16 protein-coding genes and 1 pseudogene are annotated in these 14914 nt (G+C 68.6%); 13 read left to right on the plus strand and 4 right to left on the minus strand.

The features are described 5' to 3' along the window. Window positions 1–108 precede the first annotated feature (108 nt). From ctaD to BLT81_RS01070, 3 genes and pseudogenes are all read left to right on the plus strand, one after another. Window positions 109–1899: an aa3-type cytochrome oxidase subunit I gene (gene ctaD, locus BLT81_RS01060; RefSeq protein ID WP_040420700.1), complete on the plus strand. Its 1791-nt coding sequence runs from the start codon at window positions 109–111 to the stop codon at window positions 1897–1899. Between the two features lie 83 nt (window positions 1900–1982). Beyond that, window positions 1983–3236, plus strand: a pseudogene (gene serB, locus BLT81_RS01065) (phosphoserine phosphatase SerB). Next, window positions 3236–3991, plus strand: coding sequence for an aminoacyl-tRNA hydrolase (locus BLT81_RS01070; protein ID WP_019193419.1), 756 nt, complete (start codon window positions 3236–3238; stop codon window positions 3989–3991). Before serB ends, BLT81_RS01070 begins: the two are co-directional and overlap by 1 nt. Here BLT81_RS01070 and BLT81_RS01075 read toward each other — a convergent pair. After that, window positions 3951–5912, minus strand: coding sequence for an ATP-dependent DNA helicase (locus BLT81_RS01075; RefSeq protein WP_019193418.1), 1962 nt, complete (start codon window positions 5910–5912; stop codon window positions 3951–3953). The genes BLT81_RS01070 and BLT81_RS01075 overlap by 41 nt on opposite strands. Before the next feature lie 18 nt (window positions 5913–5930). Then, window positions 5931–7268 (minus strand): nicotinate phosphoribosyltransferase, encoded by a 1338-nt coding sequence (locus BLT81_RS01080; RefSeq protein ID WP_019193417.1) that lies wholly within the window; start codon window positions 7266–7268, stop codon window positions 5931–5933. 151 nt (window positions 7269–7419) lie between these two features. Here BLT81_RS01080 and clpS point away from each other — a divergent pair, with 151 nt between their 5' ends. From clpS to rdgB, 10 genes are all read left to right on the plus strand, one after another. Continuing rightward, window positions 7420–7719, plus strand: a complete 300-nt coding sequence (clpS, locus tag BLT81_RS01085) for an ATP-dependent Clp protease adapter ClpS (protein ID WP_040420898.1) — start codon at window positions 7420–7422, stop codon at window positions 7717–7719. Between the two features lie 42 nt (window positions 7720–7761). Further along, window positions 7762–8301, plus strand: a complete 540-nt coding sequence (locus BLT81_RS01090; RefSeq protein WP_040420698.1) for a DUF2017 domain-containing protein — start codon at window positions 7762–7764, stop codon at window positions 8299–8301. 235 nt (window positions 8302–8536) lie between these two features. Continuing rightward, window positions 8537–8815: a TetR/AcrR family transcriptional regulator gene (locus BLT81_RS01095; RefSeq protein WP_231908958.1), complete on the plus strand. Its 279-nt coding sequence runs from the start codon at window positions 8537–8539 to the stop codon at window positions 8813–8815. Continuing rightward, complete coding sequence (locus tag BLT81_RS01100) at window positions 8812–9174, plus strand: hypothetical protein (RefSeq protein ID WP_019193413.1); 363 nt, start codon at window positions 8812–8814, stop codon at window positions 9172–9174. Before BLT81_RS01095 ends, BLT81_RS01100 begins: the two co-directional genes overlap by 4 nt. A gap of 30 nt (window positions 9175–9204) precedes the next feature. Next, window positions 9205–10173, plus strand: coding sequence for a P1 family peptidase (locus tag BLT81_RS01105; protein ID WP_019193412.1), 969 nt, complete (start codon window positions 9205–9207; stop codon window positions 10171–10173). Window positions 10174–10243: 70 nt separating this feature from the next. Beyond that, window positions 10244–10864: a rhomboid family intramembrane serine protease gene (locus tag BLT81_RS01110; RefSeq protein ID WP_019193411.1), complete on the plus strand. Its 621-nt coding sequence runs from the start codon at window positions 10244–10246 to the stop codon at window positions 10862–10864. 123 nt (window positions 10865–10987) lie between these two features. Beyond that, the gene (gene murI, locus BLT81_RS01115) at window positions 10988–11764 is read left to right on the plus strand and encodes a glutamate racemase (RefSeq protein WP_019193410.1); all 777 of its coding nucleotides are present in this window, start codon (window positions 10988–10990) and stop codon (window positions 11762–11764) included. A gap of 52 nt (window positions 11765–11816) precedes the next feature. Further along, window positions 11817–12596, plus strand: a complete 780-nt coding sequence (locus BLT81_RS01120; protein WP_040420696.1) for an MBL fold metallo-hydrolase — start codon at window positions 11817–11819, stop codon at window positions 12594–12596. 15 nt (window positions 12597–12611) lie between these two features. Further along, window positions 12612–13346 (plus strand): ribonuclease PH, encoded by a 735-nt coding sequence (gene rph / locus BLT81_RS01125; RefSeq protein WP_019193408.1) that lies wholly within the window; start codon window positions 12612–12614, stop codon window positions 13344–13346. After that, complete coding sequence (gene rdgB, locus BLT81_RS01130) at window positions 13340–13951, plus strand: RdgB/HAM1 family non-canonical purine NTP pyrophosphatase (protein WP_019193407.1); 612 nt, start codon at window positions 13340–13342, stop codon at window positions 13949–13951. Before rph ends, rdgB begins: the two co-directional genes overlap by 7 nt. Here the strand turns inward: rdgB and BLT81_RS01135 are convergent. Continuing rightward, window positions 13948–14328: a DUF3817 domain-containing protein gene (locus tag BLT81_RS01135; RefSeq protein ID WP_019193406.1), complete on the minus strand. Its 381-nt coding sequence runs from the start codon at window positions 14326–14328 to the stop codon at window positions 13948–13950. The genes rdgB and BLT81_RS01135 overlap by 4 nt on opposite strands. After that, window positions 14325–14804, minus strand: a complete 480-nt coding sequence (locus tag BLT81_RS01140; protein ID WP_331271094.1) for a hypothetical protein — start codon at window positions 14802–14804, stop codon at window positions 14325–14327. The genes BLT81_RS01135 and BLT81_RS01140 overlap by 4 nt, the downstream gene beginning before the upstream one ends. Window positions 14805–14914 lie beyond the last annotated feature (110 nt).

Raw genomic sequence — 14914 nt, forward strand, 5'->3', positions numbered from 1 at the left:
CAATTCAATGTGCCGATCGCTTATGATGAGTCGGTATCAGTTGGGGCGCGCCCTCCTTCGCCGCCGCTAGGTGCCGGAGGCTGACGTGCCGTTAGTCAGGAGGAACACATGACCGCTGTGGCGCCTAGGTTGGACAATTACGTCCCGCCGACACGTCCGGAGCCGACGGGCAACGCCCGCAAAGGCTCCAAACTTTACAATCTGCTGACCACGACTGACCACAAGACGCTGGGCATTTACTACATCATCATGTCCTTCGTCTGGTTCTTCGTTGGTGGCCTGATGGCCCTGCTGATCCGCGCCGAGCTGTTCAGCCCGGGCCTGCAATTTTTGTCCAACGAGCAGTTCAACCAGCTGTTCACCTTGCACGGCACCGTCATGCTGCTGGCGTTCGGCACGCCAGTGGTGTGGGGCTACGCCAACTTCGTCCTGCCGCTGCAGATCGGCGCGCCCGATGTGTCCTTCCCCCGCCTGAACGCCTTTGGCTTCTGGATCACCCAGGTGGGCGTGCTCGCGATGCTCGCCGGCTTCCTCACCCCGGGTGGTGCCGCCGACTTCGGGTGGACGATGTACATGCCGCTGGCGGACGCCACGCACACGCCGTCCGTCTCGGCGAACCTGTGGATCATCGGTGTGGGTGCGACCGGTATCGGCACCGTCGCCTCCGCGATCAACATGATCACCACCGTGCTGACGCTGCGCGCCCCAGGCATGACCATGTTCCGCATGCCGGTGTTCACGTGGACCGTCTTCGTCACGTCGATCATCGCCCTGATGATCTTCCCGCTGCTGCTCGCCGCGGCGCTCGGCGTCCTCTACGACCGCCTGCTCGGCGCCCACATCTACGACACCGCGAACGGCGGCGCGATCCTGTGGCAGCACCTGTTCTGGTTCTTTGGCCACCCTGAGGTCTACGTCCTCGCACTGCCGTTCTTTGGCATGATCTCGGAGATCATCCCGGTGTTCTCCCGCAAGCCGATCTTCGGCTACATCGGCCTCGTCTTCGCCACCCTGGCGATCGCCGGCCTGTCCATGGCGGTGTGGGCGCACCACATGTTCGCCACCGGCGCAGTCCTGCTGCCGTTCTTCTCCTTCATGACCTTCCTTATCTCCGTGCCGACCGGCGTGAAGTTCTTCAACTGGGTGGGCACGATGTGGAACGGCCACCTCACCTTCGAGACCCCGATGCTGTGGGCGATGGGCTTCCTGTTCACCTTCCTCTTCGGCGGCCTCACCGGCATCATGCTGGCCGCCCCGCCGCTGGACTTCCACCTGCACGACTCCTACTTCGTGGTCGCGCACTTCCACTACACGCTCTTCGGCACCGTGGTGTTCTCCGCAATCGCCGGCGTGTACTTCTGGTTCCCGAAGATGACGGGCCGCATGCTCGACGAGCGCCTAGGCAAGATCCACTTCTGGTTCACGTTTATCGGCTTTAACGTCACCTTCTTGGTCCAGCACTGGCTGGGCAACATGGGCATGCCGCGCCGCTACGCCGACTACCTCGACAGCGACGGCTTCACCCTGCTCAACCAGGTGTCCACCGTCGGGTCGTTCATCCTGGCCGTCGGCATGCTGCCGTTCATCTGGAACGTGTTCAAGTCCTGGCGCTACGGCGAGATCGTCACCGTCGACGACCCCTGGGGCTACGGCAACTCCCTCGAGTGGGCGACCTCCTGCCCGCCGCCGCGCCACAACTTCACGTCGCTGCCCCGCATCCGGTCCGAGCGCCCGGCCTTCGAGCTGCACTACCCGCACATGGTCGAGCGCCTGCGCCGCGAGGCGCACGCCGGTCACTCGGCGGACACCCCGGCGACGTGGAAGGGCGAGTCCCATGAGTTCGACTCCTCCGGCAACCGCACGGAGGCCGAGAGCAACGCGCAGGACCTGCGCGGCTAGCCCAGCTGTGTTTTCCTGACGCGCACGACGCCCCCCACCGCAGCGGTGGGGGGCGTCGTGCGCGTGGGGTAGGATTCCCACACATGACCGCGTTCGAAGTCGAGCTGCAGGACGGGCTGAAACATGCCGTCGTCTCCACCACGGGGCCGGACCGGCCCGGCGTCTCCGCGGCGTTTTTCCGAGTACTTGCGCGCCACGGCGTCCAACTCCTCGACGTGTCGCAGGTCGACTTCCGCGGCCGCCTCATGCTCGCCGCCTTCGTCGGTATGGACCCGCTGACGCTGACGGACGTCGAGCGTGAGCTGCGTGCCGCGCTGTGGGAGTACGGCCAGCGGGTGACCATCGAGACGGGGGCGGAGCTACGCTCCGTGTCCCGGCCCCGCTCCACCCACGTCCTCGTCGCGCTGGGCAACCCCGTCACGGCCGGGCAAGTCTCGCGCGTTGGGCAGGCACTCGCTGGCTACGGCGCGAACATCGACCGGATCCGCGGGATCTCGGACTACCCGGTGACAGGCCTGGAGTTCCGCGTCACCGTGCCCGACTACCGGCCGGGCGACGGTAAGCAGATCCGCGAGACCCTCGCCGAGCTGTCCGCCGAGGAAGGCATCGATTTGGCCATCGAGCACTCCGGTCTGCACCGCCGCGCGAAGCGCCTCGTCTGCTTCGACTGTGACTCGACGTTGATCACTGGCGAGGTCATCGAGATGCTCGCGGCGCACGCCGGCAAGGAAGCGGAGGTCGCGGCGGTGACCGAACGCGCCATGCGCGGGGAGCTCGACTTCGAGCAGTCGCTGCGCGAGCGCGTGGCCACGCTCGCGGGCCTCGACGCTTCGGTGATCAACGCGGTCGCCGCCGACATCATGCTCACCCCGGGGGCGCGCACGACGATTCGCACGCTGAACTCCCTGGGCTACCGCACGGCGGTGGTCTCCGGCGGGTTCATCCAGGTGCTCGAGGGTTTGGCCGAGGAGCTCGAGCTCGACTACGTGCAGGCCAACACGCTGGAGATCGTGGACGGTAGGCTCACGGGCCGGGTGGTCGGGGAGGTCGTCGATAGGCAGGCAAAGGCGCGGCTGTTGGAGTAATTCGCCGGAGATTCGGGGCTCACGATGGCCCAGACGGTGGCCGTCGGCGACGGCGCGAACGACATCGACATGCTGTCCGTCGCCGGGCTCGGCATCGCGTTCAACGCCAAGCCCGCGCTCAAGGAGGTGGCGGACGCCTCGGTCAACCACCCGTTCTTGGACTCGGTGCTCTACATGCTGGGCATCCCGCGCGAGGAGATCGACGAGGCTGAGGAAGCCGCCGGCCGCGCCGGCCGGGTGCCGCTGCGCTGATGGATACGCTTGCCGCGGCCCACGAGCTTCTGGTCACGCGCCTTTCCGCCGAGCGCAGCGGGCCCAGAGAAGACCCGGCGGACCCCTCGACGGTGCAGGCGATGCAGCTGGTGATCAACCTGCCCAAACAGGACCCGCCGACGCGGTCGGCGGTGCTGGGTGACGCCGCGGTGGGCGTCGTCACGCTGTGCCTCGACCCGCGGGCGGGCGAGGAGGGCTTCTGGCGCGACGCGCTCGAGCGCTGGTACTCGCACCGCATCCGCAAGGTCGCGCGGCGCGGCCGCAATAAGGCGTGGGCTGACGTGCAGTCGCTGCCCGGGGTGACCGTGGGCAGCGTGCGCGCCTTCGTGCCCTCGGCGGTGGGCGAGGTGCCGAAGGAACTGAGAAAGCTGCAGGTCAAGGGCACGGAGCTTGAGCCTTCGGGGCCGTTGCGCGTCAGCGCCGCCCTGCCCACCCTCTACATGAACGCCGACCTGCACATGAGCGCCGGCAAGGCGGCCGCGCAGGCTGGCCACGCCTCGATGCTGATGGCGGCGGCACTTCCGCTGGAGCGGGTGCGCGACTGGCAGGGGAGCGGCTACGGCGTCAACGTCGTCGAGGCGCCCGCCGCGGAGCTGGAACGCCGGAGCGAGCAGGCGGGGGCCGTGGTGGTGCGCGACGCGGGGTTTACCGAGGTCGCGCCCGGGTCGGTGACCGCGGTGGCGGTGCCGGGCGCTAGCGCGGAGCCACGAGGCGCCGCAGCGCCCCGCGGATGACTTCGGGGTCGGTGGTCTGCCAGAAGTCGGGCAGTGAGCGGCGCAGGAAGGAGCCGTAGCGCTTGGTCACCAGCCTGTTGTCGAGCACGGCGACGACGCCCTTGTCGTCGACGGAGCGCAGCAGGCGGCCGGCGCCCTGCGCCATGAGCAGGGCTGCGTGGGTGGCGGAGACCTCCATGAAGCCGCTCCGCCCAGCTGCGTCGGCGGCCGCGGCGCGCGCCTGCAAGAGCGGGTCGTCGGGGCGGGGGAACGGGATCCTGTCGATGATGACGAGCGAGAGCGAGGGCCCCGGCACGTCGACCCCTTGCCAGAGCGTGAGGGTGCCAAAAAGGCAGACGTTCTCGCTGGCGGCGAACTTATCCACGAGGGCGCCGGTGGAGTCTTCGCCCTGGACCAAGACCGTAAACGGCAGGCGCTTCTTCATCGCCTCGGCGGCCTCCTCGGCGGCGCGGCGCGAGGAAAACAGGCCGAGGGTGCGCCCGCCGGCGGCGGTGATGAGCTCGGCGATTTCGTCGAGCGTCTGCGCAGCCAGCCCGTCGCGGCCGGGGGCGGGCAGGTGGCGGGCGGTGTAGAGGATGCCGGAGCGGCGCGGGTTGAAAGGTGTGCCGGCATCAAGGGAATCCCAGGTGCCGTCGGGGAGGCCCCATGCGGCGGCCATGGCGTTGAAGTTGCCGCCGATGCTCAACGTGGCGGAGGTGAGCACGACGGTCTGCTCGGAAAAGAGGCGCTCGCGCAGCAGCGCGGCGACTGACAGAGGGGCCACGGCCACGGAGTCGCCGTGGCGCTCTGAGCGCGTCAGCCACACCACGTCGGTGTGTTTGGCGGGGTCCTCCTCGTCGAAAACCTCGAGAATGCGCACGACGGCGTCGTGCAGGTCTTCGAGGTGGTTCTTCAGGTTTTCGCGCTCGGCGAAGGCTTCTGGGTGGTCGGTGGCCTCGCCGTCGGGGCCGGTCGCGATGGCGTCGCGGGTGCGCCACAGCGCGTCGCGCACGGCGACGAATCCGGTGCGCGCGGAGTCCGAGATGTTTTCCCAGCGCCCCGGCTCTTCGAGGTCGATTGCGGCGGTGAAGTCGTCGATGACGCCCTCGAGCGCGCCCTTCGTGGCCCCGAGCTTGTCTGCGCGTCTCGACGCCAGAGTCAGCGCTCGCGCCGAAATCTCGCTGGTTGCCACCGAGGTGATGCGGCCGTCGAGCTCGTGCGCCTCGTCGATGACGGTGACGGAGTGGGAGGGAAGGACGTCGGTGTCGGACAGGGCGTCGATGGCAAGTAGCGCGTGGTTGGTCACCACGATGTCCACGCCGCGGGTGCGCTCGCGGGCGAGCTCGGCGAAGCACTCCTCGCCGTGCGGGCAGCGCGTGGCGCCGAGGCACTCGGTGGAGGTGACAGAGACCTGCCGCCAGGCCAGGTCGGGCACCCCGGGGTCGAGGTCGTCGCGGTCGCCCGTCGCGGTCTCCTGCGCCCACTCGTTGACGCGTGCGACGTGGCGGCCGAGCCACGAGATGTCGTCCTCCTCGATGAGCGCCTCCGGGGTATCCTCCGGCGCGGAGATTTTGTGCAGGCAGACGTAGTTGTTGCGTCCCTTTTGGATGGCAAACGTCGGGCGGCGCTCGAGGAGCGGCTCGAGGGCGTCGGCAAGCCGCGGCAGGTCGCGCTCGACGAGCTGGCGCTGCAGCGCGATCGTGGCCGTGGACACGACGACGGGGGAGTCGGTGGCCTGGGCGTGGCGGATGGCGGGGACGAGGTAGGCGAGGGATTTGCCGGTGCCGGTGCCCGCCTGGACCGCGAGGTGCCGCTCCGCGTCCATCGCCTCCGTGACCGCGTTGGCCATGGCCACCTGGCCCGGGCGTTCGGTGCCGCCGAGGGAGTCGACGGCGGCCGCCAAGAGGTCGGACGTGCTGATGCTGAGGGGCTGCTCACTCACAGGCCCATCCTAGAGGGCTTAGTCCTCCGGCTCCGGGAAGCCCACGAAATGGGTGGCGATGGCCGGTTCGTCGCGCGAGAGCGCCAGACCCTCCCATGGCAGCGTGGTGCGCGCCTCGGCGAGGTGCTCGCGAGCGGCGTCGAGGCCGCCGAGGCCCTCGACGACCGCGCCGTCGCGCATGAGGGGGATGTCCATTCGCCGGTACTCGAGGCCGGGCCGCTGCGTGATCTGAGAATCGAACGGGCAGACGAGCTCGCTGACGGCCACGCCCGAGCTGCGGTACGCGCGCAGCGCGCTCTTCGTGCCGCCGTAGGTGATTTTGCCGCTTGAGCGCTTAGCGACGGGGTGCCCCTCCACCTCGACGAGCTTGTACACCATCCCCGCGGTCGGCGAGCCGGAGCCGGTCACCACCGAGGTGCCGACGCCGAAGCCGTCGACGGGGTCGCCGCGCAGCCCCGCGATGGCGAACTCGTCGAGGTCGGAGGAGACGATGATCTTGGTGTTGTAGGCGCCCGCCTGGTCGAGCTGGCTGCGCACCCGTCGGGAGACGATGCCGAGGTCGCCTGAGTCGATGCGCACGGCGCCGAGCTCGGTTCCTGCGGCCTCGAGGGCGTTGGCCACCCCCTGGGTGATGTCGAAGGTGTCCACCAGCAGCGTCGTGCCCGGGCCGAGGGAGTCAACCTGGGCGCGGAAGGCGGCCTTCTCGTCGGGCGTCCCGTCCTCGTCGACGTGGAGGAGCATCCAGGCGTGCGCCGCCGTGCCGGCGGGCGGGATGCCGTAGCGCGTCGCCGCCTCCATGTTGGAGGTGGTGTCGAAGCCGGCGATGTAGGCCGCTCGGGCGGCGGAAACCGCGGCGCTTTCGTTGGTGCGGCGCGAGCCCATCTCCATGATCGGGCGCCCGTCCGCGGCGGTGACCATGCGCGAGGCGGCGGAGGCGACCGCGGAGTCGGAGTTAAGGATCGACAGGATGATCGTTTCCAGGATCACGCATTCGGCGAAGGTGCCGCGCACCGTCATGATCGGGGAGTAGGGGAAATACAGCTCGCCCTCCCGGTAGCCGTCGATGTGCCCGGAAAACGAGTAGTTGGAAAGGTAATCCTTCGCCGTGTCGGAGAGGAAGTCGGCGGCCTCGAGCTGCTCCCGGGTAAAGCGGAAGCGTGAGAGCGCCTCGAGGATGCGCGCGGTACCCGCGACAACGCCGTAGCGCCGCTCGCCGGGCAGTTTGCGCGAAAACACTTCAAAGGAGCACTGGCGCTGCGCGGTGCCGTCCTGCAACGCCGCGTCGAGCATGGTCAGCTCGTACATATCTGTGAGGAAGGCGGTGGAGGCGTGCGAGTGTGAGGTGGGATTCGTCATGGCATCCCACGTTACTCGCAGCATGGCCGGCACGGCGCCCGCCGTTATCGGTGCGTAAATCCCGTGCTGCGGCCGAAGAGTGCCTGTGGGTAGGGTGGACACCATGATTCCTTCACTCGCTTCCGGCTCCCACCCGGCGGCTGCGCGCGCCATGGGCTCCTCGACGGCGACGCCTGACCTCGACGAACAGATCGAGGTCGACGTCGCTGTCGCTGAGAACCTGCCGTGGATGTGCATCGTGTGGGACGACCCCGTCAACCTCATGAGCTACGTCGCCTACGTTTTCCAAACCGTGCTGGGCTACGACCGCAAGCGCGCCAACGAGCTCATGATGCAGGTCCACACCGAGGGCAAGGCCGTCGTCTCCTCGGGCGAGAAGGACAAGGTCGAGGGCGACGTGAAAAAGCTGCACACGGCTGGATTGTGGGCCACGATGCAGCAGGCAGGCTAAAAACCGGGGGAACCCGGGTAACGAGAGGGGACGTGGCAACACATGCAACCGTGGCGCCGTAAGAAAGGCCTCATGCGCTCGAACGCAAAGTTCTCGACGCGCTTCGACCCGCTCGAGCGGGAGGTGATTGGCAACCTCACCGCGACCGTCTCGGAGGCGCTGATCGGCCGCGCCCAGTCCGCGCCGAAAGACGAGCTCGCCGAGATGGTGGGCCTCACCTCCGGCCACTCCGAGGCGCCCGCGGATCCGAAGCTGCGCCGCCTTCTCCCCGACTTCCAACGCGAGGGCGACGAGGAGTTCGACGGTGACGCGGGCCTACTGCGCAGCCTGCACGAAAACGACATCATCAAGGCGAAGTTGATGAACCTGCAGGTGGTCAACGAGGCACTCGGCCCCACGGGCGGCGTCGACGTGACGATCGAGGAGGACGACGCGCACTGCTTCCTCGCCGCCATCAACGATATGCGCCTGTACGTCTCCGAGGACGACGAGGGCGGAGAGGCCGCGCAGCAGGACCGCGAGCAGTTGATCGAGTGGCTCGCCTTCTGCCAGGAGTCCCTACTGGAGGCGATGATGGGCTGATCGGTGAGGGTCGGCCCTGTTCGTGGACGAAAGTTCCCCAGCGGGCTTTCGTTTTTTTGTGTGCCGATTATGGACACAACGTTCCGGAACGTTTCGTATGAAACGCATGGGGAGGCCACGGACGTTCAACGAAGCAGAGGTTCTCGCGGACGCTGCCCGATTGTTCGGCCAGTGCGGGTTCGCCGGGGTGTAGGTGGACACCGTCCTGTCCCGGCTCGGGCTTAACCGGTCCAGCTTGTACACGATTTTCGGCTCGAAGCACGGGCTGCTGCGGAAAACGCTGGAGGCGGTGTGCCGCAACGCCGAGGAGGGTGCTGTCACGGAGGATGCGAAAAACCTCGTGGTGGTCGCGCTCGTCGAGGGTGCGCCGGACAGTCAGGATCTGCGCGGGCTCACCCTGCGGGCGCACGCGTTGTGTTGTGGCGGCGATGCGCACGCCCTTGGGAGGCACGTGCTTGCGCGGGCGCACGGACGTGCACCTTCGTCCGGGAGTCATAACGAGGAGGAATCATGAGCAGGAACACCATCATCTCTACGGACACCGCCCTCGTGGTAAAGCCGCGCGGGCTGGACAAGCTGTGGTCATTCAAGCGGAAAGTGGAAGTCCCGTGGGAGCACGTGCGCGGGGCGACGCACGACCCCGGCATGAAGCACGAACCGAAGGGCTGGCGCGGGCCCGGCTTGCGCGCCGGCAGCAAGCCGGCGGGCACGTTCCACCGGGGAGGCGAACACCAGTTGTGGAACGTGAGCGGTTTCGAAAACGCGGTGGTCATCGAGCTCGTCAACGAGCACTTCAGCCGGCTCATTGTCTCGTTGAGCAACCCCGCCATGTGGGCTGCGAAGATTAACGAGCGCCTCGCCGCCCACCGGTAGCGCCCTACAATCCGGGTCTACAATCCGGGTATGGCGAAAAGCGAAAAAGGGCTGGCGCGCGTCCCGGGGGTCCTCCTCGGCCACCGCAGCATGGGAGACACGGGCGTCACCGCCGTCGTCGCGAGCGACCCGGCCGGCATGCTCGCCGCCGTCGACGTTCGCGGCGGCGGGCCCGGGACGAGGGAGACGGACCTGCTCGCCCCGCATAACACGGTACAGCGCGTGCACGCCGTGCTGCTCGCCGGCGGATCGGCCTTCGGGTTGGCCGCTGCCGACGGCGCGATGCGCGAGCTCGAGCGCCTCGGGCGGGGGTTTCCCGTCTTCGGCGAGGACGCCCCGGGCCCGAGGGTGCCCATCGTCCCCGCGGCCGTCATTTTCGATCTTGTCGTCGGCTCGCCCGCGCACCGCCCCGGCGTCGAGGACGGGGCGGCCGCCGTGGCGGCGGCGTTTGCGGCGGAGGAGCACCACCACGAATCCGGAAACGTGGGAGCGGGTTGCGGGGCGACCGCGGGCGTGTTGCGCGGCGGCTACGGCGAGGCGGCGCGCGAGGTCGACGGCCACGTCGTTGCCGCGGGCGTGGTGGCGAACCCCGTGGGCAACGTCGTCGACGAGGGCACGGGCCTGCTCTACGGCGATAGCACGCGCCCGGCTGTCGACCGCGCGGAGTTCGCCCGCCTGGAGTACCTCGCGCCGCAGCTCAACACCACCATCGGGGTGATCGCTACCGACGCTGCGCTGCCGCCGGCGCAGCTGCAACGCCTCGCCGTGTCCGGCCACGACGGGATCGCGCGCGCCGTCAAGCCGGCGCACGGGCCCCTCGACGGGGACACGCTGTTCGCCGTATCGACGGCCGGTGAGGTGGGCGCTGGGGTGGGCGTCGAAAAGCTAGCTGCGCTGTGCCATGCGGCGGCTGAGGTCGTCGAGGAAGCGATCGTCGACGCGGTCGTGAGCGCCCAGTCGGGCTACGGGCTGACGACGTGGAGTGAGCTCGCCCACTAAACTGCACGATGTGTCTTACTACCAAACTCCAGCGCACTACAGCGGCCTGCAGCCCGTGTCCGCGGGACAGATGAACAAGACGCCCGCCCAGAAGCGGGCGACGGGCGTGCGCTACGCCCTCGGTTTCCTCGCGGTGATCTGGGCGGTGTTCCTCGTCAACACCATCTTCTTCGGGAGAAAGCTCAACTACTTCGGCATTCATCCGCTGGACCCGTCGGGGTTGACCGGCATCTTCTTCGCCCCGCTGCTGCACGCCGATCTCAGCCACATCATGTCCAACAGCGTGCCCGGCGCGATCTTCTGCTTCCTCATCGGCTATTCGGGTTCGAGGGTGTTCTGGGAGGTCACGGGGTTTACGTGGATCATCGCCGGCGTGGGCACGTGGATCTTCGGCGGGGTGGGCACCAACCACATCGGCGCCTCCAGCCTCGTCTACGGCTGGCTGACGTACCTGATCATCCGCGGTATCTTCAACCGGTCGATGAAACAGATCCTGCTCGGTGTCATCCTCGGCTTCTTTTACTCGGGCCTGATCTGGGGCGTGCTGCCGATCAACCCCGGGGTGAGTTGGCAGGGCCACCTCTTCGGCGCGATCGGCGGCCTCGTCGCGGGCATGGTGATCACCTCCGACGACCCGCCCGAGCTGGCGGCGCGCCGCGAGCAGCGCAAGCTGCAAGGGCGCAGGCCCTAGACCGCGCCCGACGGGTCGCGGCGGGGGAGTAGCATCAGGGCCGTGCGTATACCGAGCCTCGACCCCCGCGACAGTGATAGTGAGACCACTCAGCCCGGCGCGGGCGACCCCCGCCCGATTGGCATGTTCGACTCCGGCGTGGGCGGGCTGACGGTCGCCCGCGCGGTGATGGAGCAGCTCGGCAACGAATCCATCATCTACATCGGCGACACCGCCAACGGCCCCTACGGCCCGCAGCCCATCGCCGAGGTGCGTCGGCACGCCACGCGGATCGCCGACGACCTTGTCGAACGCGGCTGCAAGATGCTCGTCATCGCGTGCAACACCGCCTCGGCGGCGTTCCTGCACGACGCGCGCGAGCGCTACAGCATCCCCGTGGTCGAGGTGATCAAGCCGGCGGTGCGCCGCGCCATCGCGACCACCCGCAACAACCGCGTCGGGGTGATCGGCACGACAGGCACCATCACCTCCGGCGCCTACCAGGACCTGTTTAACCTTGCGCCGGGTGTCGAGGTGACGGCGGCGGCGTGCCCGGCGTTCGTGGAGTTCGTCGAGCGCGGCGTGACGTCCGGGCGCCAGATCCTCGGGGTGGCGCAGGGCTACCTCGAGCCGCTGCAGGCCGCGGGCGTGGACACCCTCGTGCTCGGGTGCACCCACTACCCGCTGCTGTCGGGCGTGCTGCAGCTGGCCATCGGCGACCACGTCACGCTCGTCTCCTCGGCGGAGGAGACCGCGAAGGACGTGCTCCGCGTGCTCACGGAGAACGACATGCTCGCTCCCGCAGGCGCAGCGCCCGCCCACGTTGTCGAATCGACGGGCAACCCGGACGCGTTCAACGCCCTTGCCGCGCGCTTCCTCGGCCCCCAAGTGACGGCCGTGGGCAGCGCGTCCGCGGGTTAGCGCCCAGGCGAGTTGGTTAGATTTCAGGCGTGTTTCATGGCACAGTTGACCCATGAGGTTGACCATTCTCGGGTGTTCCGGGAGCCTGGGCGCGCCGGGCAATCCCGGGTCTTCCTACCTGATTTCGTCCCCTGAGCGCCCCGACGCGCCCGGTGTTGTGATGGACTTCGGCCCCGGGGCGCTTGCCGCGCTGCAGTCGGTGCACGACCCGGCGAACGCGCACGTCATCTTCTCCCACCTGCACGCCGACCACTGCTCGGACCTGCCCTCGCTTTTGGTGTGGCGCCGCTTCCACCCGACGGCGCCGTCGCCGAGGCGCCACGTTTTGGCTGGCCCCTCCTACGCGGCCGAGCACTTCGGGCGCATGAGCGCGGACGGACCGGCGGATATCGACGACATCTCCGACACCTTCGATGTCCGCCCCTGGCAGTCGTGGAGCCCGCTCGAACTCGAAGGCCTCGAGATCACGCCGATCCCGGTGCTCCACCCCGCGGCCGAGTCGCACGCGCTGCGCGTCGTGTGCTCGCACACGGGCAGGGTGCTCGCGTTTTCCGGGGATTCGGGCATGACGCCCTCGCTTCTCGACGTCGCACGCGACGCCGATCTCTTTCTGTGCGAGGCCGCGTGGGGGCCGAGCTCCGAGGGCAAGGCGCCCGGGATGCACCTGTCGGGGCAGGAAGCCGGATGGCTCGCCCGCGAGGCGGGGGTGGACACCCTCGTCCTAGTCCACATCCAACCGTGGACGGACCCGGAGGAGACGGCCGCCGCCGCGCGCCGCGAGTTCGACGGGCCCGTCGTTGTCGGTCGGCCGGGGGACGTGTTCGACCTTTAAGTTACGCTGGACGGCATGACTGAAACTGCTTTCCAGCGCGCCGACGGGCGCGCCCTCGACGAGTTGCGTCCCGTCCGTATCACCCGCGGCTTCACCTCCAACCCGGCGGGCAGCGTGCTCGTCGAGTTCGGCAACACCCGCGTGATGTGCACCGCCTCGGTGGAGGTGGGGGTGCCCCGTTTTAAGAAGGACTCCGGCGAGGGGTGGCTCACCGCCGAGTACGCGATGCTACCCTCCGCCACGCACGAGCGCATGCCGCGCGAGTCGATGAAGGGCAAGGTCAAGGGCCGCACTCACGAAATCTCGCGTCTGGTGGGGCGCTCCCTGCGCGCGGCGGTGGACCTGAGGCAGCTGGGGGAGAACACGATCCAGCTCGACTGTGACGTGCTCCAGGCAGACGGCGGCACCCGCACCGCTTCCATCACGGGCGCCTACGTGGCGCTGGCCGACGCCATCGCGGTGCTGCGCGAGCGCGGCGTGGTCCCCGGCGAGCCGCTCCTGCCGCCGGTGGCCGCGGTGTCCGTCGGCCTGCTCGAGGGCAACGTCGCCCTCGACCTGCCCTACGAGGAAGACTCCCGCGCCGAGGTCGACCTGAACGTGGTGATGCAGGAGGGCGGCAAGTTCGTGGAGATCCAGGGCACCGGCGAGCACGGCCTGTTCGGGCGCACTGAGCTCGACGCGATGCTCGACGTGGCCGAGACGGGCTGCGCCCAGCTCATCGAGGCGCAGAAGGCGGCGCTGGAATGGTAAAGGTCCTCGTCGCCTCCAACAACGCGAAGAAGCAGCGCGAGCTCGAGGCCGTGCTCGCCGAGCTGGGGATTGAGGGGGTCGAGGTGGTCTCGCTCGCCGAGGTCGACTCCTACCCGGAGCCCCGCGAGGACGGCCTGACCTTCGAGGATAACGCCCTGATCAAGGCACGCGCCGGGGTGGCGGCGACGGGCCTGCCGTGCGTGGCTGACGACTCCGGGCTTTCCGTCACCGCCCTCAACGGCATGCCGGGCGTGCTCTCGGCGCGCTGGTCCGGCAGCCACGGCGACGACGAGGCGAACAATCGGCTGCTGCTTGCGCAGATGAGCGATATCGCCGTGCGCGACGCCGCGTTCGTGTCCTGCTGCGCTCTGGTGACCCCGATGGGGGACGAGTTCACGGCGACGGGGCGGTGGGAGGGTACGCTCCTGCGCGCCCCGCGCGGGAAGGGGGGCTTTGGCTACGATCCCCTCTTCGAGCCGGCCGATACCCCGGGCCGCTCCTCTGCCGAGCTGTCGCCGGAGGAGAAGAACGCGCGCTCGCACCGCGGGGCGGCGCTGCGCGAGCTAGCGCCGCTCATCGCCCAGCTGGAGGCGGGGGCCTCTTAGCCCAGCTGGAACTGCTGGGTCACCTCGCGGCGGCGCTTCGCCTCCACCCAGAAGGAGAGGAAGGGCACGACGCCGGAGATCGCGGTGACCACCCAGGTCGCCGCGGGCCAGCGGGCCTTCAGACCGAGGTTCATCGAGGTGACCAGGAACGCCATGTACGCCAGGCCGTGGACGCGGCCGACCCAGAGGAGGGCGGAGACGTCCATGTCAAAGCCGTACTGCATGATCATGCGCAGGCAGAGCAGGAGGAGCAGGACGCCGGTGACCCACGCCGCGATGGAAAACAGCGTCAGCGCCGTCTTGACGCGCCGCTGCCGTTCGGGGTGAATCTTCGGTGCGACTTGCGTGGAGGTGTTCTCGGTGGAGGGGGTGCTCATTGCCTGCTCTCTTCGGGTCCGTCGCCCTGCCCGCGGCGCTGGACGTTGAGGGCGTTGAACTCCTCGACGTCGAGCGTGGGGCGGGCGGGGAGGAAATCGTCGTCGATGGATGTGGTAGTTTCTGCGCCGCCGAAGCGGGCCTGGTCTGCCTCGTACAGCTCCTGCATGGAGGCCCCGGAGTTGTGCGCGTCGATCTTCTCGTTTTCCATCCTGATGCCCATGCGGTAGGCGTAGACGAAGAACGCGCCGAAGATGGGCCATTGCAGGGCGTATCCGAGGTTCTGGAACGTGCCGCTGCCGGACTGGAACCGGGTCCACTGCCACCAGGCGAGGAGGAAGGTACAGATGACCGCGAGGACCAGCAGCACAATATGCCACGCGCGCACGCGGATGCGCTGGCGCTGCGGCGGGTGCGTGGCGGTGCCAGCCGCAGAGCCCGGTTTGGTGCCCGGCTGGGCGTCCATCGGCTCACTCACAGTCCGGGAGTCTACCAACTCGCCCACCTCAAACAAAAGGTTGATTCGCGCGCGGGGTATGCGGTGTCGTGGTGCGCGGGGCCGCGCGTGTAAAGTGTGAACGTGCTTTG

Origin of the sequence: Corynebacterium timonense, from assembly GCF_900105305.1 — a bacterium.
Lineage (GTDB): Bacteria > Actinomycetota > Actinomycetes > Mycobacteriales > Mycobacteriaceae > Corynebacterium > Corynebacterium timonense.